We start from the raw sequence: 22,077 nt of genomic DNA on the forward strand, positions 1-22,077 counted from the left end.
CCCCCATCCTCACCCCAGGCGGGATGCGGCCGCATCCCAGTCGAGTCCGGGGCGGGGGTCGTAGCGGCGTACGCCCTGCGTTCGACGGACCAGCGCGCGCATCGCGGCCAGGTCGGGCAGGTCCGCACCCCCCTCGATCCGCCGCAGCGCCCGGGCCTGGACGAGGCCGTTGCCGAGCGCGGCGGCCTCGGCCGGGCCGGCCAGCACCGGTAGGCCGAGGGCGTCCGCGGTGAGCTGGCAGAGCAGCTCGTTCTGCGAGCCACCGCCGACGACGTGCACGACGTCGACCTCCCGGCCGGCGAGCGACGCCGCCAGCCGGACGTTGCGGCGGTAGGCCAGCGCGAGGCTGTCGAGGATCGTGCGCGTGATGGCGACCGGCGCGCGCGGGATCGGCTCGCCGGCCTCGTGGGCCAGCTCCTGGATGCGCGCGGGCATGCTGTTGGTCGACACGGTGCCGGGCGCGAGCAGCCGCGGATCGTCGATGTCGACCACGGTGCGCAGCGCCGGCGCCTCCGCGGCGCCGGCGAGCAGCGACGGCAGCGTGACGTCGCGCAGCCGCCGGTCGGCCCAGGTGCGCAGCGACTCCGAGAGCACCCACAGGCCCATCACGTTCCTGAGGAAGCGGATCGTGCCGTCGACGCCGGTCTCGTTGGTGAAGTCGGCGACGCGCGCGTCGGCCGACAGCACCGCGGCGTCGAGCTCGAGGCCCACCAGCGACCATGTCCCGGAGGAGATGTAGGCGAACGACTCCGACTCCGCGGGCACGCCCGCGACCGCCGAGGCGGTGTCGTGGGAGCCGACGGAGATGACGGGTACGCCGGGCACGCCGACGTACTCCGCCACCTCGTCCACCACCGGGCCCACCACGTCACCCGGTGCGCGCAGCGGAGGCAGGATCGACCAGGGCAGGCCGATGCGCCTGGCCAGCTCGAACGACCACTCCCCCGTCCGCACGTCGTAGAGACCGGTCGTGGAGGCGTTGGTGCGCTCGGCACCGACCTCGCCGGTCAGCCAGTAGGTCAGCAGGTCGGGCAGCAGCAGCATCCGCTCGGCTGCCTCCAGCGCGGGCGTGCCGAGCTCCGACACCAGCTGGTAGACGGTGTTGAACGGCAGCTGCTGCAGCCCGGTCACGTCGTACAGCTCGGCGTCGGAGACGAGCTGCCGGACCCGCGTCGGGACGCCGTCCGTGCGACGGTCCCGGTGGCTGCGTGGGTTCGCGAGCAGCTGTCCGGCGCCGTCGAGCAGGCCGTAGTCGACCGCCCACGAGTCGATGCCGATCCCGTGGAGGCGGCCGGTGCGGGCGACCTCGCGGATGCCGTGCAGCACCTCGCGGTGGATGCCGAGCGCGTCCCAGAAGAGGGACCCGTGCACCGGCACGGCTCCGTTGGGGAACCGGTGCAGCTCCTCGAGGTGCAGCGTCCGCGCGCCGACCCGGCACGCCATCACTCGCCCGCTGGTGGCGCCCAGGTCGACGGCGGCGACGCGGACGGGCTCAGTCATGTCGCCGGATCACCGGAGGAACGCCGCGGCCACACCCGCGTCGACCGGGATGTGCAGGCCGGTGGTGTGGCTCAGCTCGTCCGAGCAGAGCACGAAGACCGCGTTGGCGATGTTCTCGGGCAGCACCTCGCGCTTGAGGATGGTGCGCTGCGCGTAGAACTTGCCGAGGTCCTTCTCCTTCACGCCGTAGACCGCGGCCCGGTTGGCGCCCCAGCCGCTGGCGAAGATCCCGGAGCCCTGGACGACGCCGTCGGGGTTGACGCCGTTGACCTTGATGCCGTGCTCGCCGAGCTCGGCGGCCAGCAGCCGCACCTGGTGGGCCTGGTCGGCCTTCGCGGCGCCGTACGCGACGTTGTTGGGGCCGGCGAAGATCGAGTTCTTCGAGGAGATGTAGACCAGGTCGCCGCCCATGCCCTGCTCGATCATCGCCTTCGCGGTCGCCTTCGCGACCAGGAACGACCCCTTGGCCATCACGTCGTGCTGGAGGTCCCAGTCGCGCTCGGTGGTGTCGAGCAGCGAGCGGGAGAGCGAGAGACCGGCGTTGTTGACGACGAGGTCCACGCCACCGAAGGCGAGCACGGCCGTGTCGACCATCGCCCGCACGGCGGCCGCGTCCGACACGTCCACCTGCACGCCGACGGCCACGTCGGTCGATCCGATCGAGGCCGCGGCCTCCTGCGCCTTCTCCAGCGACAGGTCGGCGATGACGACGCAGGCGCCCTCGGCTGCGAGCTTCCTCGCGGTGGCCAGTCCGATGCCGGACGCGGCACCGGTGACGAGTGCGACGCGGCTCGCGAGCGGCTTGGGCTTCGGCATCCGCTGGAGCTTGGCCTCCTCGAGCGCCCAGTACTCGATGCGGAACTTCTCCGACTCGTCGATCGGCGCGTACGCCGAGAGGCCCTCGGCACCCCGCATCACGTTGATCGCGTTGACGTAGAACTCGCCGGCGACGCGGGCGGTCTGCTTGTCCTTGCCGTAGCTGAACATGCCGACGCCGGGCACCAGGATGATCAGCGGGTCGGCGCCGCGCATGGCGGGGCTGCCGTTGACCTTGTTGCGGTCGTAGTAGCCGGCGTAGTCGGCGCGGTAGGCCTCGTGGAGCTCGGCGACCCGAGCCAGGACCTTCTCGATCGGAGCGTCGGCCGGGAGGTCCACGACCATCGGCTTGACCTTGGTGCGCAGGAAGTGGTCCGGGCACGACGTGCCGAGCTCGGCCAGGCGCGGGTGGTTGCGGGCGGCGAGGAAGTCGAGCACGACCTTGTCGTCGGTGAAGTGACCGACCATGGGCCGGTCCCTCGACGCGACACCGCGCAGCGTGGGCGCGAGCTCGGCGGCGCGGGCGCGGCGCCTGGCGGGGCTCAGCGGCTCCCACCTCTTCACGCGCGCGCCGAAGGGCTTCTTCTTCGAGTTCGCCTTGATGTACCTCTCGGCCGTCCGGATGATCCAGAGCGAGTTCTTCTCGCACTTGTCGCTGGTCTCGCCCCAGGCCGTGATGCCGTGGCCGCCGAGGATGCAGCCGATCGCCCGCGGGTTCTGCTCCTTGATCGCGGCGATGTCGAGGCCGAGCTGGAAGCCCGGGCGGCGCCACGGCACCCACACGACCCTGTCGCCGAAGATCTTCTGCGTCAGCTCCTCGCCGTCGGCGGCGGTCGCGATCGCGATGCCGCTGTCGGGGTGGAGGTGGTCGACGTGCGGAGCGTCGACCAGACCGTGCATCGCGGTGTCGATCGACGGGGCCGCGCCGCCCTTGCCGTGCAGGCAGTAGTCGAACGCCGCGACCATCTCGTCCTCGCGGGCGACGCCCGGGTAGACGTCGACGAGTGCGCGCATCCGGTCGAGACGGAGCACGGCGAGGCCGGACTCCGTCAGCGTGCCGAGGTCTCCGCCGGAGCCCTTGACCCAGAGCAGCTCGACCGGCTCGCCGGTGACCGGGTCGGTCTCGGCGCCCTTGGCGGAGGTGTTGCCGCCGGCGTAGTTGGTGTTCTTCGGATCCGCGCCCAGTCGATTGGACCGGGCGATCAGCTGCTCCGCCGGGTTCTGGGGAGACGTGCTCACTCTCAGCTCCATCCTGCCTGCGTCCCGCCCACGCGGTCCGCCTCGATCTGCTCCTGGTAGCCGCTCTCGAGGTAGGCCCGCATCGGGTTCGCGGGCAGACCCCGGCCCTCGCGCCATGCGGCGAGGTCGGCGCGGACGTCGGTGTAGAACGCGTCCATGAAGATCTCGTTGGCCAGCAGGACGTCGCCGTCCTCCTGCGCCCGCGTCAGCGCGTCACGATCGACGAGCAGCGCTCGCGCCGTCATCTCCTGCACGTTGAGCACCGAGCGGATCTGGCCGGGGATCTTCTTCTCGATGTTGTGGCACTGGTCGAGCATGTAGGCGACGTCGCTGTCCTGCCCGAACGCTCCACCGCGGATGCACTCGAAGAGGATCCGGAAGAGCTGGAACGGGTCGGCCGCGCCGACGATGAGATCGTCGTCGGCGTAGAAGCGGCTGTTGAAGTCGAACGAACCCAGCTTCCCGAGCCGGATCAGCTGGGCGACGATGAACTCGATGTTGGTGCCCGGGGCGTGGTGACCGGTGTCCAGGCAGACCACGGCGCGCTCGCCTAGTGCGGCGACCTGCGTGTACGCCGTACCCCAGTCGGGGACGTCGGTGTGGTAGAACGCCGGCTCGAAGAACTTGTATTCGAGCACGAGCCGCTGGTCACCGGACAGTCGGTCGTAGATGGTGCGCAGGCTCTCGGCGAGGCGGTCCTGGCGGCCGCGCAGGTCGGCCTGGCCGGGGTAGTTGGAGCCCTCGGCGAGCCAGATCTTCAGGTCGCGCGAGCCGGTCGCGTCCATCACGTCGATGCACTCGAAGTGGTGGTCGATCGCCTTCTGGCGGATCTTCTCGTCCGTGTGCGTCAGGGCGCCGAGCCTGTAGTCGTCGTCCTGGAAGGTGTTGGAGTTGATGGTGCCGAGGCGGATGCCGAGGTCCTCGGCGTACCGCCGCAGCGCGGCGTAGTCGTCGTGCAGGTCCCACGGGATGTGCAGCGCCACCGACGGCGCGAGCCCGGTGAAGCGGTGGACGGTCGCGGCGTCCGCGACCTTCTCCTCGACGGTGCGCGGGGTGCCGGGGGTGCCGAAGACCTTGAACCGGGTGCCGGAGTTGCCGTAGGCCCACGAGGGGACCTCGATCGCCTGGCCCTCCAGCAGCGGGGCGATCTCGCTGAACGTCGTCATGTCACATCACTTCTGTACGTCTGGGTGGGTGAGCTGGTCCTCGAGGTGGAAGACCTCCTCCAGCAGCAGGAAGCCTTCGTCCGGGGCGCGGCCGTCGAGCTCCACGAAGAGCTCGGACATCTCGGCCTGCCACCGGGCGTTGACCTCGTGGCGGGCCATCGCGGCCTGCGCGTCCGCGATCGACGACGGCGTCTCGACGTAGCCGATCAGCAGGCCGTCGTCGCGGAGGAACAGCGAGTAGTTGTGCCAGCCCGTCCGGTGGAGTGCCTCGAGCATCTCGGGCCACACGGCGGCGTGCCGTCGCCTGTACTCCTCGATCCGGTCCGGCTTGACCTGGAGCTGGAAGCAGACGCGCGGCATCAAGGCCCCCTGGGTGTTCGGTGCGGTGGGAGCCCGGGCCACGGGCCCCCACCGCGGGACGACTCAGAAGTCGAAGTCGTCGATGTTGGACTTGTCGAAGACGAACGGGTCGCCCAGGAGCACGGTGCCGTCGGCGTCGACGGTGAACTCACCGAGCTTGCCGGCCTCGAAGGTGTCGCCCTCCTCGCCGGAGATGTCGCCGTCGACGAGCGCCTTGGCGGCGAACGCCGCGAGGTAGCCGAGGTCGCCCGGGTTCCACAGCGCGAACGCGGTGACGGTGCCGTCCTTGACGTACTCGCGCATCTGGTTCGGGGTGCCGAGGCCGGTCAGCGCGACCTTGCCCTTGTACTCCGACGTCGAGAGGTAGCGCGCCGCGGCGGCGATGCCGACGGTGGTCGGGGAGACGATGCCCTTGAGGTTCGGGTGCGACTGCAGCAGCGCCGCGGTCTTGTCGAACGACGTCTGGTCGTCGTCGTCGCCGTAGACGGTGTCGACGAGCTCGATGTCGGGGTGGTTGGCCGCGAGCTCCTCCTCCATCAGCTTGATCCAGGCGTTCTGGTTGGTCGCGTTGGCGGCGGCCGACAGGACCGCGATCTCGCCGGCGTCGCCGATCTGCTCCGCGATCAGGTCGACCTGGGCCTTCGCGATGCCCTCGGCCGACGCCTGGTTGACGAAGAGGTCGCGGCACTCCGGGTTGGTGTCGGAGTCGAACGTGACGACAGTCGTGCCCGCGTCGCGTGCCTCGTTCAGCGCGTCGCAGATCGCCTCCGGGTCGTTCGCGGACACGACGAGCGCGTTCACGCCCTGCTGGGCGGCGGTGTTGATGAACTGGACCTGCGCGTCGGGCGAGGCCGTGTCGGGGCCGACCTCGTCGAAGGTGCCACCGAACTCCTCGACGGCCTCCTTGCCGCCGGCGCTGCTGGTGTCGAAGTACGGGTTGCCGAGGTTCTTCGGCAGGAACGTCACGGTGGTGTTGCCGCCGCCGTCACCGCTGCCGCTCTCGTTGCCGCCGTCGTCGTCGCTGCCGCAGGCGGTCAGCGCCAGGCTGGCGACGAGCGTCGCCGCCGCCAGGGCGGAGAGTCGCCGGTTCCGGATCTTCATGGTCATGCTCACCTTTCGTTGGTGCTTGGTCCCGAGGACGTGGTGGCTCCCCGGCCGCGGCGGGACAGGAACGCCTGCGCCCAGCCGAGGAGAGTCGTGGAGATCACCGAGAGCACCAGGAGCGCTCCGATGACGATGTTGATCTTGTTGACGGTCTGCTGCTCCAGGCGCATGGCGCTGGAGATGACGCCGATCAGCACGACGCCGGCGACGACGCCGTGCAGCGCACCGCGGCCGCCGAAGATGGAGACGCCGCCGAGCAGCACCGCCGCGATCACCTGGAGCTCCAGCCCGTTGGCGTTGTCGCCGCGGGCGCTGCCGAAGCGCAGCGTGAAGTAGATGCCGGCGAACGCCGAGACCGCACCCGCCAGCACGAACAGCAGGAGCTTGGTGCGCTCGACGTCGACGCCGCTGAAGTGCGCGGCCTCGTCGTTGAGCCCGATCTCGTAGACACCTCGTCCGAAGCTCGAGAAGTGCAGCAGCCAGGCGAAGAGGACGAGCAGGACCACGAAGGGGATGAGGATCATCGGGTAGCTGGAGCCGTCGCCGAAGATCCGCTCCTTGGCGAGGTCGGTCCACCTGTCGGGGAAGTCGGTGATCGCCTTCGTGCCGAGCAGGCCCTGCGCGATGCCTCGGTAGAGCGCCAGCGTGCCGATGGTCACCGCGAGCGACGGCAGGCCGACGTACGCCACGAGGAATCCGTTGAACGCGCCGCAGACCGCGCCCACCACGATCGCCGCCAGCGCGGCGGCGAGGAGCGACCAGCCGGCGTCGGCGTGCAGGACGCCGACCAGCGCGCTCGAGAGTCCCATCACGCTCGCGACGGACAGGTCGATCTCGCCGGTGATGATCACGAGCGTCATCGGCAGCGCGATCAGCAGGATCGGGGCGATGTCGAGGAAGAGGTAGTAGAGCGTGAGCGGGCCGTCGAAGTTCGGCACGTTGGCGTAGGAGTAGGAGTAGACCGCCACCAGCAGGGCGATCACCGCGAACTCGCGGGTCAGCAGCACCCGACGCCACAGGGGCCTCGAGTACGCCGGGTAGGCGCGGGCCGCCCGATCGTCGGGCCGGTCCAGGGTCGCGGTGCTCATGCCCCACCCCTCATCTGCAGAGTCCTCGTCTCTTCGCGGGCGGCCACGAGCCGGCGCTGCTGGCGGGCGGAGAGCACCCGGTCGAGCACGATCGCGGCGATGATCAGGGCACCGACGACGGCACGCTGCCAGAAGTCGGAGATGCCGACGACAGGCAGCGCGCGGTTGATCGTGACCAGCAGGAAGGCGCCGATCGCGGCGCCCCACACGGTGCCGGACCCGCCGAAGATCGCCACGCCGCCGATCACCGCGGCGCCGACGGCCTGCAGCTCCATGCCGAGGCCGGCGCCCGAGCTGACCGTGCCGTAGCGCGCGGCGTACACGACGCCGGCCAGGCCGGCCAGCGCGCCGCAGAGCACGAAGGCGCCGACGATCCGCCTGGTCACCGGGAGGCCGTAGAGCACGGCCGCGTCGGGATCGGAGCCGATCGCGTAGAGCTCGCGGCCGCCGCGGGCGGTGTGGAGGTAGTAGCCGACCGCCACCAGCACGACCAGGCCGACGATCGTCAGCACCGGGATGGTCACGATCGCCTTCGTGCCGAGCGCCAGGAAGTCCTGGGGCATGTCACCGGCGTTGATGCGGTCGCTGCCGGCCCAGGTGAGGAAGATGCCCCGGTAGATGTAGAGCGTGCCGAGGGTGATGACCAGCGCCGGCACCTTGAACAGCGCGACGAGCACACCGTTGACGAGACCGAGCACCGCTCCGAAGAGCAGGCCGAGCACGACCACGGCGATGATCGGGAGGTGGGGGTGGTCGCTGAAGAGCCTGCCGGTGAAGTACGCCGTGAGGCCGAGCGTCGATCCGACCGACAGGTCGACGTTGCGGGTGATGATCACGACGGTCTGCCCGGCGGCGAGGATCAGCAGCAGCGCCGGGGTGAGCAGCAGGTCGCGCCAGCCGTCGCTGCTGAAGAGGAAGCTCGGGCTCTTGATCGTGGTCAGGACGATCACGAGGACGAGCACCGCGCCGACCGCGATCTCGCGCGAGCGGAGCAGCCCACCGAGGACGCGCCGGGTCGGCGACGCCGCACTGGGCTCCACCAGGAGCGCGTCGCTCATGCTGAGATCCCCTCGGCGGTGTGGTGGACGGTGGCCGTGGCGGCGTGCATGACCGCCTCGGGGGTGGCCTCGTCGCGCGGCAGCTCGGCGGTGATGCGGCCCTCGCAGACCACGAGCACGCGGTCGGCCATGCCGAGCACCTCCGGCAGCTCGGAGGAGATCATCAGGATCGCCATGCCCTGGCCGGCCAGGTCGGAGAGCAGCCGGTGCACCTCGGCCTTGGTGCCGACGTCGATGCCGCGGGTGGGCTCGTCGATGATCAACAGCCTCGGCTCGGTGGCCAGCCACTTGGCGAGCACGACCTTCTGCTGGTTGCCACCGCTCATGGTGGTGGCGTGCATGTCCAGCGCGCTGGTCTTCACCTCGAGCCTGCCGGCCCACGGGCCGGCGGCCCGGTTCTCGTCGCGGTTGGTGAGGAGGCCGGCGTGGGACAGTCCGCGCCGGATCACGGCCGCGACGTTGCGGGCGACCGAGGCGTCGGTGACCAGACCCTGCTTGCGGCGGTCCTCCGGGACGAACGCCATGCCGGCGCGGATGGCGGACCGCGGCGAGCGCGCCGGGACCGGCGTGCCCGCGAGGCGCACCGCGCCCGCGTCGTACCTGTCGACGCCGAAGACGGCCCGCGCGATCTCGCTGCGGCCGGCGCCGACGAGGCCGGCCAGGCCGACGATCTCGCCCGCGCGGACCGAGAAGGAGACGTCGTGGAAGGTGCCGAGGGAGGACAGGCCCTCCACCTCGAGGACGACGTCGCCGATCTCGGCGGGGGTCTTCGGGAAGAGCTCGGCGACCTCGCGGCCGACCATGCGGGAGACGATCTGGGGCACGGAGGTCTCCGCGATCGCGTCGGTGGAGACGTACTCGCCGTCGCGCATCACCGTGACGGTGTCGCAGAGCTCGAAGACCTCGTCGAAGCGGTGCGAGATGAAGACCAGCGCCCGGCCCTCGTCGCGCAGCCCGCGCGCGACCGCGAAGAGCCGCTCGACCTCGACGCCGGAGAGCGCGGCGGTCGGCTCGTCCATGATCAGCACGCTCGCGTCGAGCGAGATCGCCTTGGCGATCTCGATGATCTGCTGGTCGGCGATCGAGAGGCCCTGGGCCGGACGACGCGGGTCGATGTGGACGCCCAGGCCGGCGAAGAGTCGCTCCGCCTCGGCGTACATCGCCGCACGGTCGATCCGACGACCACGGCCGAGCGGCTGGCGGCCCAGGAAGATGTTCTCGGTGACCGAGAGGTCGGGGAAGAGCGTCGGCTCCTGGTAGATCACCGCGACGCCTGCCGCCTTCGACTCGGCGGTGGAGCCGAAGTCGACATCCTCGCCGTGCAGGCGCAGGACGCCGGAGTCGCGGCGGCGCACGCCGGCGACGATCTTGACCAGGGTCGACTTGCCGGCGCCGTTCTCGCCGACGAGCGCGTGGATCGAGCCCGGTCCGACGGACAGGCTGCCCGAGCGCAGCGCCGCGACCGACCCGAACGACTTGGCCACGTCACGCAGCTCGAGGGCGGCGCCGCCCTCGGGTGCGGTACCGGGCATGGTGGTGCTCCTTCTGGGCTCAGGGGCGGGTGGGCCTCGGTGTTGAAAGGTTTCAATCCGACGGCATGGACGTTAGGTGACTGCCATCACAGACGTCAAGGGAACGCCCGGATTTCCTCCCGTAACGATTCGGATGCGAATCGGCTGTCCGTCCGAGAGCCGGGGCCCTAGGGTGTGCCTTGATCGTTTCAGACCCGACCCGTCGCGACGGGAGGGAGGGGTGGATGTCGGTGCGTGAGCCAGGCGCCCGCAGCGCGTCGGTCAAGGACGTCGCGGCCGCCGCGGGCGTCTCGCTCGGCACGGTGTCGAACGTGCTCAACCGCCCCGACCGTGTCAGCCCCGGCACGCGCGAGCGCGTGCTGAAGGCGATGACCGACCTCGGCTTCGTGCGCAACGAGTCGGCCCGCCAGCTGCGGGCGGGCACCAGTCGCACCCTCGCCTACGTGATGCTGGACGCGAGCAACCCCTTCTTCACGGACGTGGCCGACGGCATCGACGCCGCCGCCGAGGCCGCCGACCTGTCGCTCGTGCTCTGCAACAGCCGCGACTCCGCCAGTCGCGAGCAGTCCCACCTCGCGCTGCTCGAGCAGCAGCGCGTGCAGGGCATCCTGGTCACCCCGGTCGACCCCGACTCCCCCTCGCTCGACGAGGTCGCCCGGCGCGGCACCCCGGTCGTGGTCGTCGACCGCACCCGTGCCGACCAGTCCTTCTGCTCGGTCGCGGTCGACGACGTGCTCGGCGGACGGCTGGCCGTCGAGCACCTCCTCGACCGCGGCCACACCCGGGTCGCGTACGTCGGGGGTCCCGCCCATCTCGGTCAGGTCCACGACCGGCTCGAGGGTGCCCGCTCCGCGTGGGCGGCGGCGGGTCACCCGGAGGACGCGCTCGCGGTGATCGAGACCTCCGCGCTGACGGTCGCCGAGGGGCGCGAGGCCGGCGCCCGCCTGGCCGGCATCCCCACCCGCCGGCGCCCCACCGCCGTGTTCTGCGCCAACGACCTGGTCGCCCTCGGCCTGCTCCAGCACGCGATCTCCTCCGGCGTGCGGGTGCCCGACGAGATCGCGATCGTGGGCTACGACGACATCGAGTTCGCGGCCGCGGCCGCCGTACCCCTCACCTCGGTGCGCCAGCCGCGCCAGCTGCTCGGCCGCACCGCGGCCGAGCTCGTGCTCGACGAGGCGACGAACGTCGGGCACACCCACCGGCAGGTGCTCTTCACCCCGGAGCTCGTCGCCCGCTCCTCGACCCTGGGGTGACATCGAGCGTTCCCGCTGGGCGGGAGCTGCGCGCCCCGGCCGCCCGGGGAAGGCGCGACCGCCGCTAGTGGTCGTGCCCGTTGATACGTCGGGGGTATCCGTGCTCAGCGTGCGTGCATCGCAAGGCGGCGGCGCGACGGCATACCGGGTTGTCTACCGAGCGTCGCCAACGCAGCGAGGTGCGTGCGCTGGGTGCGCAGATCCCTGGTGAATCAACGGGGATGACCACTAGCCTGCGGCGGTGACCACTCGCGACCTCGACGGACGTCGCGCACTGGTCACCGGCGGCGCCGGAGACATCGGGCGCTCGGTCGTCGAGCGCCTGGTCGCGAGAGGGGCCGAGGTCACGGTCCTCGACCGCGCCGCACCGGCCGACCTGCGGGTCGACCTCGCCGACGCTCGGGCCGTCGAGGCGATCGCCGACGTCGTGCGCACGGACGCCTTCGACATCCTCGTCCAGTGTGCGGCCGTCGTCCGGCTCGGGCGCCTGGTCGAGTCCGGACCCGACGACTGGGACCTCATGTACGCGGTGAACCAGCGCGCGCCGATGGTCCTGACCCAGGCCGCCCTGCCGGGGATGGTGGAGCGTGGCTGGGGACGCGTCGTGCTGATCGGGTCCGACAGCGCCCGGGCGGGCGCCGGTGGCGAGTCGGCGTACGCCGCGACGAAGGCCGCGCTGCTGGGCTTCGCCAGGTCGGCGGCCCGCGAGGTCGCTCGCGCCGGCGTCACCGTCAACGTGGTGTGTCCGGGCCCGATCGACACCGCGATGACCCGCGCGGCGATGGCCGACCGGCCGCAGACCCTCGAACGCCTCGTGCGCGCCATCCCGGTGGGCCGACTCGGGGCCGCCGACGAGGTCGCCGCCGCCGTCGACTGGCTGGTCGCTCCGAGTGCCGGCTTCGTGACCGGCCAGGCCGTCAGCGTGAGCGGCGGGATGACGATGCAGTAAGCGAGCAGTGAACGAGCAGTGAGCGAGTCCCAGGAGGAGCACCGATGCCTGATGCCGTGATCGACGCCCACGTCCACTGGTGGCGGCTCAGCGAGCACGACTGGTATCCCGCGCTGCCCGCGTGGGCCGACGCACTCCCACCCGGTGTCGGCGACGGCTTCAACAGGGACTTCGATCCGCTCGACTACCGAGCCGCGGCCCCTTTCGAGGCGCGTGGATTCGTCCACGTCTCGGCGGTCACCACGCCGCGCACCTACCTCGACGAGCTGGCGTGGGTCGAGGCACAGGCGGAGGCCCACGACCTCGACGTGCGGATCGTGGGCACGGTGGACCCGACACTCTCGGACGCCGAGCTGCGCGCGGACCTGGACCGCCAGGCCGAGTCGCCCCGCTTCGCCGGCGTCCGGGTCCTCTACGGCTTCGAACCGGGGTCCCCGGCCGCGTCCTCGGTGCTGACCTGGCTGGCTGCGCACGACAAGGTCTTCGACCTCGTGTGCCACCCGCGCCAGGTCGACGCCTGGCTGCGCGCGCTCTCCGCGCACCCGGACCTGCGGGTCGTGCTCGAGCACACCGGCTGGCCGGAGTCCGCGGACGATCTCGGCGCCTGGAGGGACGGCATGCGTCGGTTGGCCTCCGAGACCACCATGTCGTGCAAGGTCTCCGGCCTGGGCATGGCGCTCATGGACGTCTCCGTCGAGACCCTTCGCCCATGGGTGGAGACCGCGGTCGACGAGTTCGGGCTCGACCGCCTGCTCTTCGGCAGCAACATCCCGATCGAGACGATGGCCGGCTCGTTCGCGCGGCTCGTCGCGTCGCTGGAGGAGATCCTCGCCGGAGCCCCCACCGCTGACCTCGACTCCTTCTGGTCGGCCAACGCGGCAGCGGCCTACGGTTTCTGACCGTTCCGGACGCGCACCAACCGCGCGAGCCATCGGTGGTTGAGGAAGGTGCGCTTGCGCCTGTCTCGAAACCACCCCAGGCGCACACGAACCGCGTGGTTTCGAGGCGGTTGCCAGGACAACGTCCTCCACCACCGTGACAGCCGCCGAGCACCGGGATCGGCACGCGTTGCGGCGTACGCGCTGGGTACTGCCGGGACATGCGAAAGGCTCTGACGGTCCTCCCGGCTGCCGCGCTCGGCGCGGTGGCCGCCCATGACCTCCTGCAGAAGCGACATGCGATCCTGCGCAACTTTCCGGTGCTCGGTCACGCGCGCTACTGGCTCGAGCGGATCGGGCCGGAGCTGCGGCAGTACATCGTGGCGGGCAACGACGAGGAGCGGCCGTTCAGCCGCGACCAGCGGCGCTGGGTCTACGCGTCGGCGAAGCTGCAGAACAACTACTTCGGCTTCGGCACCGACAACGACCTCGAGCACGGTGACGGCAACGTCATCGTCCACCACCGCACGTTCGGCCGCGCCTACCCGACCCACGGCGCGGTCGGGCAGGAGGCGCGGCTGCCATCCGCCAAGATCCTCGGCGGGCCGCGGGGCCGTCGGCACGCCTTCCGGCCGGAGTCGGTCGTCAACGTCTCGGGGATGAGCTTCGGGTCGCTGTCGGGCAACGCGATAGAGGCGATCAACCGGGGTGCGGCCGAGGCCGGCTGCCTGCACAACACCGGCGAGGGCGCGATCTCGCCCTACCACCGCCACGGCGCCGACCTCGTCTTCCAGATCGGTACGGCGTACTTCGGGTGTCGCGACGAGGACGGCCGGTTCCGCCTTCCGAGGCTCAAGGAGCTCGTCGAGCGCGAGCCGGTGAAGGCGCTCGAGATCAAGCTCAGCCAGGGAGCCAAGCCCGGCCTCGGCGGCGTGCTTCCCGGCCCGAAGGTGTCCCGCGAGATCGCCGAGACCCGCGGCGTACCCGAGGGCGTCGACTGCCTGAGCCCGTCGCGACACGCGGAGTTCGACGACGTCGACTCGATGCTCGACTTCGTCGAGCTGCTGGCCGCCGAGACCGGCCTGCCCGTGGGCATCAAGTCCGCCGTCGGCGACCTGGGCTTCTGGGAGGACCTCACTGACGCGATGTCCGGCGGCGAGCGCGGCGTCGACTTCGTGACGATCGACGGCGGTGAGGGCGGCACCGGCGCTTCCCCGCTGATCTTCACCGATGCCGTGTCGCTGCCCTTCCGGCTCGGGTTCGCGCGCGTGTACGCCGAGTTCGCCCGGCGCGGCCTGCACGAGGACCTCACGTTCATCGGGTCGGGCAAGCTCGGCCTCCCCGACAACGCGGTCGTCGCGTTCGCGCTCGGCGCGGACCTCGTCAACGTCGGGCGCGAGGCGATGCTGGCCGTCGGGTGCGTCCAGGCCCAGAAGTGCCACACCGGCGAGTGCCCGACCGGCGTGGCGACGCAGAACCCCTGGCTGGCCCGTGGACTGGACCCGCTCGAGAAGACCGAGCGGGTCGCCAACTACGTCAAGACGCTGCGTCGCGACCTGCTCAAGGTCTCCGAGACCTGCGGCGTCGAGCACCCCGCACTCATCGGGCCCGAGAGCGTCGAGGTCCTCGACCAGCTCACCGAGGGGCGGCTGCTCGACGAGGTCTACGGCTACGAGCCCGGCTGGGGCTTCCCGTCGGCTCGCGACCGGGAGGAGGTCGAACGGATCATGGCCGCCTCCGCCGAGGACGAGACCCGCACGGAGGGCCCGCCGGAGACCGCTGAGGAGGGCGCACCGAGCGACGAGCACGCCGGCGAGGAGTCCGTCGACGCGTGAGTCCGGCGCGCCCGCGGTAGACCGATCCCGGACGTGGCGTCCCCGCGGGTCCACCGGGTGCGCGGCGTACGGTGGCAGGCATGGACCGCCGGAGAGCCCAGGAGTGGCTGGACCGCTATGTCGCGGCGTGGGAGACCTACGACGCTGAGTCGATCGGCGCGCTCTTCTCCGACGACGTCGCCTACCGCTACCACCCATACGACGACCCGATCGTGGGCCGCGCCGCGGTCGTCGCGTCGTGGCGCGGTGAAGGCCCCGGCGAGGGCGCGTCCACGAGGGACGAGCCCGGCACGTTCGAGGCGACGTATGCACCGATCGCGGTCGATGGCGACCTCGTTGTCGCGCAGGGCGTCACGAGGTACCGGAAGGCTCCGGGTGATCCGGTCCACCAGGTCTACGACAACTGCTTCGTGATGCGCTTCGACGACGCCGACCGGTGTCGGGAGTTCACGGAGTTCTACGTGCTGAGGCCGTCATGAGCACTCCACCGGACGACACCTTCGTCGCCGGGCTGGTCGGCCGACCTCTCGACGAGGCGGCGCGGGCGGCGACCGACGCCGGGTGGCTGGTGCGCCCGCTCACCCCCGGCGCGATGATGACCATGGACTACCGAGAGGGGCGAGTGAACCTCGAGCACGACGCCGACGACGTCGTGACCCGGGCCTGGGTCGGCTGACGCCCGCGGGCGGACGTCCAGTCCGCAACCCTTCGCTCGAAATCGACCGTCGTCGCGCAGCCGCGGTGTCGAGGTGCTCCACGCGAACTCGCATGTGACCACCCTCACGGCGAGGTGCGACGTGCACCAATCACCAGGACGGACGTCAGGTATCAACGCTGGCCCGCGAAGAACTCCTCGAGCAGCGCCGTCGACTCGGCGGCGCGCACGCCGCCGACCACCTCGGGCCGGTGGTTGAGCCGCCGGTCGCGCACGACGTCCCAGAGGCTGCCGACCGCCCCGGCCTTGGGATCCCAGGCACCGAAGACGACCCGCTCCACCCGGCTGAGCACCGCGGCGCCCGCGCACATCGTGCACGGCTCGAGGGTGACCACGAGCGTGTGCCCGTCGAGTCGCCACCCGCCGCGCACCCGGGCGGCCTCCCGCAGCGCGACGACCTCGGCGTGCCCGGTGGGGTCGTGCTCCGCCTCGCGGACGTTGCGCCCGCGCGCGACCGGGGCGCCGTCGGGGGCGAGGACGACGGCCCCGATCGGTACGTCGCCGGTCGCCAGCGCAGCGTTCGCCTCATCGAGGGCGGCGCCCATCGCGCCGTCCCAGGGTGGGGTCGTCACGCGGAGGTCAGGCCGACGGCGTCGTCGAAGAGCTCGCCGAAGCCGAGCCGCCGGGCGACGTCGGAGAGCATCTCGTCCGGATAGAGGTCGACGTCGTCGAGCAGCACGCCCATGTCCATCGCGTGCATGCCGAGGTCGCCGAGCAGGTCGAGGTCGCCGGCGGGGACCTGGTCGTCCTCGTCCTCCGGGGGTGGCAGTCCGAGGAAGTCCACGGCGGAGCTGGCCAGCTCCCACTCATCGGCGGCGGTGATGTCGGAGAGCAGCACCCGCGTGGTCGGTCCCGCGACCCGCACGATCACGAAGAAGTCCTCGTCCACGGCGATCAGGCCGACGGCGCCGCCGTCACCGGGGAACCGGCGCAGGGCGTGGGAGAGGGTGTCGACGTCCTCGATGACATCGTGCGCGAGCTCCGCCACGGCCCACGCGCCCTCCTCGCGGTAGGCCGCGAGAGCGAAGTCCACCGCCTCGATCTGGTCGGCCATGGCGCTCCTCCGTCCCGTCCGCCGTCCGTGCACGCCATCGGTGCTTCCAGAGTGGCAGACGGCGCGGGAGCGGCCAACCCCCTTTCGGCGGGCGTGCCCGAGACGACCCATGCCAAGGGCCCGCACGCTGCGCGACGCCCAGCATCCACGCCGGCTGCGTTGCGGTCGCTCGCAGGACGGGCAAGTACGACGCCGCTCCCGCGCCTGGCCAGCGCGGCGCCGAGCGCCGCTCGCCGGCACGACCCCTTGGAACAACTCGTCTAGGGTTCGGGGCATGCGCACGCACGTCGTCGACCACCCGCTCGTCGCCCACAAGCTCACCCACCTGCGCGACGAGGGCACCGACTCGCCGACCTTCCGTCGGCTCGCGGACGAGCTGGTGACGCTGCTCGCCTACGAGGCGACCCGCGACGTCCGGGTCTCCCCCTACGACATCGTGACCCCGGTGGCGCCGACGACCGGCGTCTCGCTGGCGACCCCGAAGCCGCTGGTGGTGCCGATCCTGCGCGCGGGTCTCGGGATGCTCGACGGGATGATGCGGCTGCTGCCGACGGCCGAGGTCGGCTTCCTCGGCATGATCCGCAACGAGGAGACGCTGCAGGCCTCGACGTACGCCGAGCGGCTGCCGGAGGACCTCTCGGGGCGCCAGTGCTACGTGCTCGACCCGATGCTGGCGACCGGCGGCACGCTCGCCGCGGCGATCCGGTTCCTGACCGACCGGGGCGCCAACGACATCACCGCGATCTGCCTGCTCGCGGCGCCGGAGGGCTGCGCCCGGCTCGAGCACGAGCTCGACGGCCTCGACGTGCCCGTCACCGTCGTGACCGCGGCCCTCGACGAGCGGCTCAACGAGAAGGGCTACATCGTCCCCGGGCTCGGCGACGCGGGGGACCGCCTGTACGGCGTCGCCGGCTGACCGTGCACCGGCCGCGCGTTTAGCGCGGCCACCGGGTGCTCATGATCACGCCATGAGCACTCTCGGGGGCCACGCTCGCCCGTCTCGCCACGTCGTACTCACCGCCGCAGCCACGCTGGTCGTGCCGCTGGCGATCGCCTGGAGCGTCGCCCCGGCCGGAGCCGCGCCCGGGGACGTGCTCTGCCAGGGCAAGAAGTCCGACAAGATCGCCACGGCCGCCGGCCAGACCATCACCGGCACCGACCAGCGCGACGTGCTGTCCGCCAACGGGTTCACGGGCGTCCAGATCGTCGGCCTCGACGGCGACGACGTCCTCTGCGGGAGCCCGTCCGGCTCCGCCGCGGCGCCGGCCGTGGTGCGCGGTGGCCCGGGGGCCGACGCGATCGAGGCGGGCCCGGGTGTCCGCATCCACGGCGGCGCCGGCAATGACGCAATCACCGGGGCGTCGGCGGTGATCCACGGCGACGCGGGCAACGACCAGGTGCACGCCGCCGGCGGTGGCGGCACCTTCGCCTACGGCGACGAGGGCAACGACAGCCTCGACTCCACGGGCGGCGACGACCAGCACCTCTTCGGCAACGAGGGCGACGACCAGCTCTCTGCTCCCGGCGGCAGCGGGCACGTGCTGACCCCGGGCGCCGGCAACGACGTGGTCTCCGGCCCCCCGACCGCCACCCTCGACTACAACGGCCACGAGCCGGTCACGTTCGACGTCGCCGCGGGGACGGCGATCGGCCAGGGCTCCGACACCTTCTCCGGGCTGCGCCGCTTCGACGGCGGCACCGGTGCCGACGTCTTCCTCGGCACCGGCGACGTCGAGTACTACAGCAGCGTCGACGCGATCGGTGCCGGCACACCCGGTGTCGACGCGGTGTGGACCGCCGGCGGCGACGACCACGTCACCGTGTCGTTCGGGGACGTCCACGCGGGCGCGGGCGCCGACTACGTGCGCATCCTCGGCGGCGCCGCGGCCGGCAACTCCGGCAAGGACACGCTGATCGCGTCCTACCAGGGCACGCTCGAAGGCGGCTCCGGCAAGGACCTGCTGCGTGGGGAGGTCGACCTCACCGCCAACCTGATCCCGGTCGGCGGGTTCGTGTTCCGCGGTGGGGAGGGCAGGGACCGGATCCGGCTCCCCTACCCGACCCTCGCGGCGGGCGCCGTCACCGCCTGCGGCGCGCTGCCGACCTGCACCAGCACCGCCAAGGGCGGCCCCGGGGTCGACCTGCTCGACCTGCGCTCGGTGCACGGCCGGACGAAGGTGAACCTCGCCGGGCGCGGGAAGGTCTCCTACCGGTTCGGCCGGTCCACGGCGAGGGACTTCGAGCGCGTGCAGGGCTCGCGCGGCACGGACCGGATCCGGGGCAACGCCGCGGCGAACCGGATCGACGGGAACGGCGGCGCCGACCGGATCTGGGGCCGCGCCGGACGCGACGTGCTGATCGGCGGTGCGGGCCGGGACCGGCTCGTCGGCGGCCCGGGTCACGACATCACCAACGGCGGGCCCGGTCGTGACGAGTGTCGGGGTGGCGCGCGGCGCCGCTGCTGAGCGCTCAGCCGCCCGGGAAGATCTGCACCGTGCCGGTGGCGATCAGGACCAGCAGCACGAGCACCAGGACGCCGAGGACGGCGTAGACCCACTCCTTGTTGACGCGGGTCTCGTCGGATTCGGGCGCCTCGTAGCGGTGCCCGTCGTCGCGGGCGAGGCGCTCCTCGTCTTCGTCGGTCATGCCACTCCAACGACCGACCTGCCCGGACGTCCCGCCGGGTCGCGTCACAGGGACTTGACTGCGCTGAGCAGCTTGCCCAGGGAGTCCTTCGCGTCGCCGAAGAGCAGCGTGGTCTTGGGGTCGAAGAGCAGCTCGTTCTCGATGCCGGCGAAGCCCGGGCGCATGGACCGCTTCATGAAGACGATCTGCCGGGCCTCGTCGGCGTTGAGGATCGGCATGCCGTAGATCGGGGCGCCCGGCGTGGTCTTCGCGGCCGGGTTGACGACGTCGTTGGCGCCGACCACGAGGACGACGTCGGTGGTCTTGAAGTCCCCGTTGATGTGGTCCATCTCGACGAGCTGCTCGTAGGGCACCTGCGCCTCGGCGAGCAGCACGTTCATGTGGCCGGGCATCCGACCCGCCACCGGGTGGATCGCGTAGTCGACCTTGGTGCCCCGGTCGCCGAGCACGTCGACCAGCTCGCGCAGCGTGTGCTGCGCCTGGGCGACCGCGAGACCGTAGCCGGGGACGATGATGACCCGGTCGGCGTACCCCAGCAGGATCGCGACGTCCTCGGGGCCGGCGGACTTCACCGGCCGGTCGGACGCCTCGCCGGCACCGAGCGTCGAACCGCCCTTGAGCGCACCGAAGAGGATGTTGGAGACCGATCGGCCCATCGCCTTGGCCATCAGCAGCGTCAGGTACGTGCCGGACGCGCCGACGAGCGTGCCCGCGACGAGCAGCACGACGTTGGAGAGCACGTAGCCGCCGGCCGCGACGGTCAGGCCGGTGAAGGCGTTGAGCAGCGAGATCACGATCGGCACGTCGGCGCCACCGACCGGCAGCACCAGCAGTACGCCGACCAGGAGCCCCAGGAGCGCGAGCACCACGCCGATCGTCACGGCCGGGCCGGTGACGGTGAGGACGCCGAGCACGATCGAGGCGACGCCGGCTCCGCCGAACACGATCGGCAGCCCGGGGAAGACCACCGGGCGCGACGTCATCAGCTCCTGCAGCTTGGCGAAGGTGATGATCGAGCCCGAGAAGGACACCGAGCCGACCAGGATCGTGAACGCCGTGGCGGCGAAGGTGAACCAGCCGACCGACTCCTCGTGCGGCACCATCTCCTGGAGCTCGAGCAGCGCGACCAGCGCGGCCGCGCCCCCTCCCACTCCGTTGAAGAGCGCCACCATCTGCGGCATCTGCGTCATCTGGACCTTGCGGGCACCGACGACGCCTCCGAGCGTGCCGACCGCGATCGCCGCGACGATCAGCGGCACGTGGTCGAGGTCGAGGTAGATGAAGGGCACCACGACCGCCACCACGGCCGCACCGGCACCGATGAGGTTGCCGGCGCGCGCCGTCCTCGGGCCGGAGAGCCCCTTGAGCGCGAGGATGAAGCAGACCGCGCAGGCGAGGTAGACCAGCTGCACCCAGGTCGGCATCAGGCGGCCTCTCCGTTCGACCGGGCATCGGGCGCTGGCCTCTTCTTGCGCACGAACATCTGCAGCATCCGGTCGGTCACCACGAAGCCGCCGACCATGTTGACCGCGGCCAGCACGATCGCGACCAGCCCGACGACGAGCGCTGCGTCGTTGTCGGTCGTGCCGGTCACCAGCACGGCGCCGAGCAGGATGATGCCGTGGATGGCGTTGGCGCCGGACATCAGCGGCGTGTGCAGCGTCGAGGAGACCTTCGAGATCACCTCGATGCCGACGAACACGCTGAGCACGAAGATCGTCAGCCAGACGACGGCCTCGTCCATGTCACTCTCCTTCGATCGCGAGACGGGTGGGCTCGTGCCGGATGACGCCGTCGTGCGTGACGCAGGACCCGACGACGATCTCGTCGTCGAAGTCCGGCGCGAAGCCGCCCACTCCGTCATCCGAGGCGGTCATCAGCTGCACGAGGTTGACGACGTTCTGGGCGTAGAGCTTCGAGGCCGGGCCCGGCATCTGCGACGGCACGTTGCTGCCGCCCCACACCTGCGCGTTGCCGATGCGCACGACCTCGCCGGGCACCGCACCCTCGACGTTGCCGCCGGTCTCGGCGGCCAGGTCGACCACGACCGACCCGGGCGACATCTGCTCGACCATCGCGGCGGTCACCAGCAGCGGCGCCTGACGTCCCGGAACTGCAGCGGTCGTGATCAGCGCGTCCGCGGCCGCGACGTACGGCGCGAGTCGTTCCATCTGCAGCGCCGCACGCTCCTCGGTCATCTCCCGGGCGTAGCCACCCGCCCCTTCGAGCGTGTCGAGCTCGAGGTCGATCGCCTGGGCGCCCATCGACCGGATCTCCTCGGCCGCGGCCGCGCGCACGTCGTAGGCCTTGACGACCGCACCGAGGCGCTTGGCCGTCGCGATCGCCTGGAGGCCCGCGACGCCCGCGCCGAGCACCACCACCTCCGCGGGCGGGACCGTGCCGGCGGCCGTCATGTTCAGGGGGAAGAAGCGGCGCAGCATCCCCGCCGCGACGATCGCGCAGCGGTACCCCGAGACCAACGCCTGCGACGACAGCGCGTCCATCGACTGCGCCCGCGAGATGCGCGGCACCAGCTCCATCGCGAACGACGTGGCGCCGGCGTCGCGCAGCGCCCTGACGACCTCGGGCTCCTGGCCCGTCGGGAGGAACGAGATCGTGGCGGCGCCGTCGCCGAGCCGCCGGATCTGGTCGACGCGCAGCGGCTGCACCGACACGACCACGTCGGCCCGGTCGACGGCGGCGCCCTCGACCGCGGCACCGGCCGCGACGTACTCGTCGTCGGGGATCAGCGCGCGCAGACCCACGTCGGGCTCGACGAGCACCTCGTAGCCCAGGCCGGTCAGCTTGCCGACGAGCTCGGGGACCATCGCCACCCGTGCCTCGCCCTCGCGGGTCTCTCTCGCCACAGCGATCTTCACGC

General features: G+C 71.6%; 22 protein-coding genes. 8 read left to right on the forward strand and 14 right to left on the reverse strand.

Annotated features, from left to right (window positions below; genetic code table 11):
• Positions 1–9: 9 nt before the first annotated feature.
• From PZ894_RS17020 to PZ894_RS17055, 8 genes are all read right to left on the reverse strand, one after another.
• Entirely contained in the window at positions 10–1,500 is a 1,491-nt protein-coding gene (locus PZ894_RS17020) for a rhamnulokinase family protein (RefSeq protein ID WP_275746614.1), read from the reverse strand.
• A 9-nt stretch (positions 1,501–1,509) separates the two neighbouring features.
• A complete protein-coding gene (locus tag PZ894_RS17025; RefSeq protein ID WP_275746616.1) occupies positions 1,510–3,555 on the reverse strand; it encodes a bifunctional aldolase/short-chain dehydrogenase in 2,046 nt (681 codons plus the stop codon).
• 2 nt (positions 3,556–3,557) lie between these two features.
• Positions 3,558–4,721, reverse strand: a complete 1,164-nt coding sequence (gene rhaI, locus PZ894_RS17030) for an L-rhamnose isomerase (RefSeq protein ID WP_275746618.1) — start codon at positions 4,719–4,721, stop codon at positions 3,558–3,560.
• Positions 4,722–4,727: 6 nt separating this feature from the next.
• Positions 4,728–5,081 carry an L-rhamnose mutarotase gene (locus PZ894_RS17035; protein WP_275746620.1) on the reverse strand — a complete coding sequence of 118 codons (354 nt, stop codon included), beginning with the start codon at positions 5,079–5,081 and terminating at the stop codon, positions 4,728–4,730.
• Between the two features lie 63 nt (positions 5,082–5,144).
• Complete coding sequence (gene rhaS, locus PZ894_RS17040) at positions 5,145–6,182, reverse strand: rhamnose ABC transporter substrate-binding protein (RefSeq protein WP_275746622.1); 1,038 nt, start codon at positions 6,180–6,182, stop codon at positions 5,145–5,147.
• Positions 6,183–6,190: 8 nt separating this feature from the next.
• On the reverse strand, positions 6,191–7,273 hold the full coding sequence (locus tag PZ894_RS17045) for an ABC transporter permease (protein ID WP_275746624.1): 1,083 nt from the start codon (positions 7,271–7,273) through the stop codon (positions 6,191–6,193).
• Positions 7,270–8,331: an ABC transporter permease gene (locus PZ894_RS17050; RefSeq protein ID WP_275746625.1), complete on the reverse strand. Its 1,062-nt coding sequence runs from the start codon at positions 8,329–8,331 to the stop codon at positions 7,270–7,272. Before PZ894_RS17050 ends, PZ894_RS17045 begins: the two co-directional genes overlap by 4 nt.
• On the reverse strand, positions 8,328–9,863 hold the full coding sequence (locus tag PZ894_RS17055) for a sugar ABC transporter ATP-binding protein (protein ID WP_275746626.1): 1,536 nt from the start codon (positions 9,861–9,863) through the stop codon (positions 8,328–8,330). Before PZ894_RS17055 ends, PZ894_RS17050 begins: the two co-directional genes overlap by 4 nt.
• A gap of 224 nt (positions 9,864–10,087) precedes the next feature.
• On the opposite strand from PZ894_RS17055, the gene PZ894_RS17060 reads away from it, so the two are divergent.
• From PZ894_RS17060 to PZ894_RS17085, 6 genes are all read left to right on the forward strand, one after another.
• Entirely contained in the window at positions 10,088–11,119 is a 1,032-nt protein-coding gene (locus PZ894_RS17060) for a LacI family DNA-binding transcriptional regulator (RefSeq protein WP_275746628.1), read from the forward strand.
• Positions 11,120–11,360: 241 nt separating this feature from the next.
• Positions 11,361–12,068: an SDR family oxidoreductase gene (locus PZ894_RS17065; protein ID WP_275746629.1), complete on the forward strand. Its 708-nt coding sequence runs from the start codon at positions 11,361–11,363 to the stop codon at positions 12,066–12,068.
• A 44-nt stretch (positions 12,069–12,112) separates the two neighbouring features.
• The gene (locus PZ894_RS17070; RefSeq protein ID WP_275746631.1) at positions 12,113–12,967 is read left to right on the forward strand and encodes an amidohydrolase family protein; all 855 of its coding nucleotides are present in this window, start codon (positions 12,113–12,115) and stop codon (positions 12,965–12,967) included.
• A 200-nt stretch (positions 12,968–13,167) separates the two neighbouring features.
• Positions 13,168–14,781 carry an FMN-binding glutamate synthase family protein gene (locus PZ894_RS17075; RefSeq protein ID WP_275746633.1) on the forward strand — a complete coding sequence of 538 codons (1,614 nt, stop codon included), beginning with the start codon at positions 13,168–13,170 and terminating at the stop codon, positions 14,779–14,781.
• Positions 14,782–14,861: 80 nt separating this feature from the next.
• A complete protein-coding gene (locus PZ894_RS17080; RefSeq protein WP_275746635.1) occupies positions 14,862–15,260 on the forward strand; it encodes a nuclear transport factor 2 family protein in 399 nt (132 codons plus the stop codon).
• Positions 15,257–15,457, forward strand: coding sequence for an I78 family peptidase inhibitor (locus PZ894_RS17085; RefSeq protein WP_275746637.1), 201 nt, complete (start codon positions 15,257–15,259; stop codon positions 15,455–15,457). The genes PZ894_RS17080 and PZ894_RS17085 overlap by 4 nt, the downstream gene beginning before the upstream one ends.
• 152 nt (positions 15,458–15,609) lie before the next feature.
• Here PZ894_RS17085 and PZ894_RS17090 read toward each other — a convergent pair whose 3' ends face one another.
• Complete coding sequence (locus PZ894_RS17090; RefSeq protein WP_275746734.1) at positions 15,610–16,041, reverse strand: nucleoside deaminase; 432 nt, start codon at positions 16,039–16,041, stop codon at positions 15,610–15,612.
• A 23-nt stretch (positions 16,042–16,064) separates the two neighbouring features.
• Complete coding sequence (locus PZ894_RS17095; RefSeq protein ID WP_275746638.1) at positions 16,065–16,550, reverse strand: tRNA adenosine deaminase-associated protein; 486 nt, start codon at positions 16,548–16,550, stop codon at positions 16,065–16,067.
• Between the two features lie 274 nt (positions 16,551–16,824).
• Between PZ894_RS17095 and upp the strand changes: the two genes are divergently transcribed.
• Together upp and PZ894_RS17105 are read left to right on the forward strand one after the other, a co-directional pair.
• Complete coding sequence (gene upp / locus PZ894_RS17100; RefSeq protein WP_275746639.1) at positions 16,825–17,466, forward strand: uracil phosphoribosyltransferase; 642 nt, start codon at positions 16,825–16,827, stop codon at positions 17,464–17,466.
• 52 nt (positions 17,467–17,518) lie between these two features.
• Positions 17,519–19,015 carry a calcium-binding protein gene (locus tag PZ894_RS17105; protein WP_275746641.1) on the forward strand — a complete coding sequence of 499 codons (1,497 nt, stop codon included), beginning with the start codon at positions 17,519–17,521 and terminating at the stop codon, positions 19,013–19,015.
• A 4-nt stretch (positions 19,016–19,019) separates the two neighbouring features.
• On the opposite strand, the gene PZ894_RS17110 is transcribed toward PZ894_RS17105, so the two are convergent.
• The 4 genes from PZ894_RS17110 to PZ894_RS17125 are packed head-to-tail and all read right to left on the reverse strand — an operon-like array spanning position 19,020 to position 22,075.
• The gene (locus PZ894_RS17110) at positions 19,020–19,196 is read right to left on the reverse strand and encodes a hypothetical protein (protein WP_275746642.1); all 177 of its coding nucleotides are present in this window, start codon (positions 19,194–19,196) and stop codon (positions 19,020–19,022) included.
• 44 nt (positions 19,197–19,240) lie between these two features.
• Positions 19,241–20,620, reverse strand: coding sequence for an NAD(P)(+) transhydrogenase (Re/Si-specific) subunit beta (locus PZ894_RS17115; RefSeq protein WP_275746643.1), 1,380 nt, complete (start codon positions 20,618–20,620; stop codon positions 19,241–19,243).
• Entirely contained in the window at positions 20,620–20,940 is a 321-nt protein-coding gene (locus PZ894_RS17120) for an NAD(P) transhydrogenase subunit alpha (protein WP_275746645.1), read from the reverse strand. The genes PZ894_RS17115 and PZ894_RS17120 overlap by 1 nt, the downstream gene beginning before the upstream one ends.
• A 1-nt stretch (position 20,941) precedes the next feature.
• Positions 20,942–22,075 (reverse strand): NAD(P) transhydrogenase subunit alpha, encoded by a 1,134-nt coding sequence (locus tag PZ894_RS17125; RefSeq protein WP_275746648.1) that lies wholly within the window; start codon positions 22,073–22,075, stop codon positions 20,942–20,944.
• Positions 22,076–22,077: the final 2 nt, after the last annotated feature.

It is taken from the genome of Nocardioides sp. YIM 152315, from assembly GCF_029210375.1.
GTDB lineage: Bacteria > Actinomycetota > Actinomycetes > Propionibacteriales > Nocardioidaceae > Nocardioides.

What these genes read in the sequence shown, in the direction of transcription:
- PZ894_RS17020 (WP_275746614.1), bottom strand. Translation starts at nt 1,500, where the DNA reads ATGACTGAGCCCGTCCGCGTCGCCGCCGTCGACCTGGGCGCCACCAGC.
- rhaI (WP_275746618.1), bottom strand. Translation starts at nt 4,721, where the DNA reads ATGACGACGTTCAGCGAGATCGCCCCGCTGCTGGAGGGCCAGGCGATC.
- PZ894_RS17035 (WP_275746620.1), bottom strand. Translation starts at nt 5,081, where the DNA reads ATGCCGCGCGTCTGCTTCCAGCTCCAGGTCAAGCCGGACCGGATCGAG.
- rhaS (WP_275746622.1), bottom strand. Translation starts at nt 6,182, where the DNA reads ATGAAGATCCGGAACCGGCGACTCTCCGCCCTGGCGGCGGCGACGCTC.
- PZ894_RS17045 (WP_275746624.1), bottom strand. Translation starts at nt 7,273, where the DNA reads ATGAGCACCGCGACCCTGGACCGGCCCGACGATCGGGCGGCCCGCGCC.
- PZ894_RS17050 (WP_275746625.1), bottom strand. Translation starts at nt 8,331, where the DNA reads ATGAGCGACGCGCTCCTGGTGGAGCCCAGTGCGGCGTCGCCGACCCGG.
- PZ894_RS17055 (WP_275746626.1), bottom strand. Translation starts at nt 9,863, where the DNA reads ATGCCCGGTACCGCACCCGAGGGCGGCGCCGCCCTCGAGCTGCGTGAC.
- PZ894_RS17060 (WP_275746628.1), top strand. Translation starts at nt 10,088, where the DNA reads ATGTCGGTGCGTGAGCCAGGCGCCCGCAGCGCGTCGGTCAAGGACGTC.
- PZ894_RS17070 (WP_275746631.1), top strand. Translation starts at nt 12,113, where the DNA reads ATGCCTGATGCCGTGATCGACGCCCACGTCCACTGGTGGCGGCTCAGC.
- PZ894_RS17075 (WP_275746633.1), top strand. Translation starts at nt 13,168, where the DNA reads ATGCGAAAGGCTCTGACGGTCCTCCCGGCTGCCGCGCTCGGCGCGGTG.
- PZ894_RS17080 (WP_275746635.1), top strand. Translation starts at nt 14,862, where the DNA reads ATGGACCGCCGGAGAGCCCAGGAGTGGCTGGACCGCTATGTCGCGGCG.
- PZ894_RS17085 (WP_275746637.1), top strand. Translation starts at nt 15,257, where the DNA reads ATGAGCACTCCACCGGACGACACCTTCGTCGCCGGGCTGGTCGGCCGA.
- PZ894_RS17090 (WP_275746734.1), bottom strand. Translation starts at nt 16,041, where the DNA reads ATGGGCGCCGCCCTCGATGAGGCGAACGCTGCGCTGGCGACCGGCGAC.
- PZ894_RS17095 (WP_275746638.1), bottom strand. Translation starts at nt 16,550, where the DNA reads ATGGCCGACCAGATCGAGGCGGTGGACTTCGCTCTCGCGGCCTACCGC.
- upp (WP_275746639.1), top strand. Translation starts at nt 16,825, where the DNA reads ATGCGCACGCACGTCGTCGACCACCCGCTCGTCGCCCACAAGCTCACC.
- PZ894_RS17105 (WP_275746641.1), top strand. Translation starts at nt 17,519, where the DNA reads ATGAGCACTCTCGGGGGCCACGCTCGCCCGTCTCGCCACGTCGTACTC.
- PZ894_RS17110 (WP_275746642.1), bottom strand. Translation starts at nt 19,196, where the DNA reads ATGACCGACGAAGACGAGGAGCGCCTCGCCCGCGACGACGGGCACCGC.
- PZ894_RS17115 (WP_275746643.1), bottom strand. Translation starts at nt 20,620, where the DNA reads ATGCCGACCTGGGTGCAGCTGGTCTACCTCGCCTGCGCGGTCTGCTTC.
- PZ894_RS17120 (WP_275746645.1), bottom strand. Translation starts at nt 20,940, where the DNA reads ATGGACGAGGCCGTCGTCTGGCTGACGATCTTCGTGCTCAGCGTGTTC.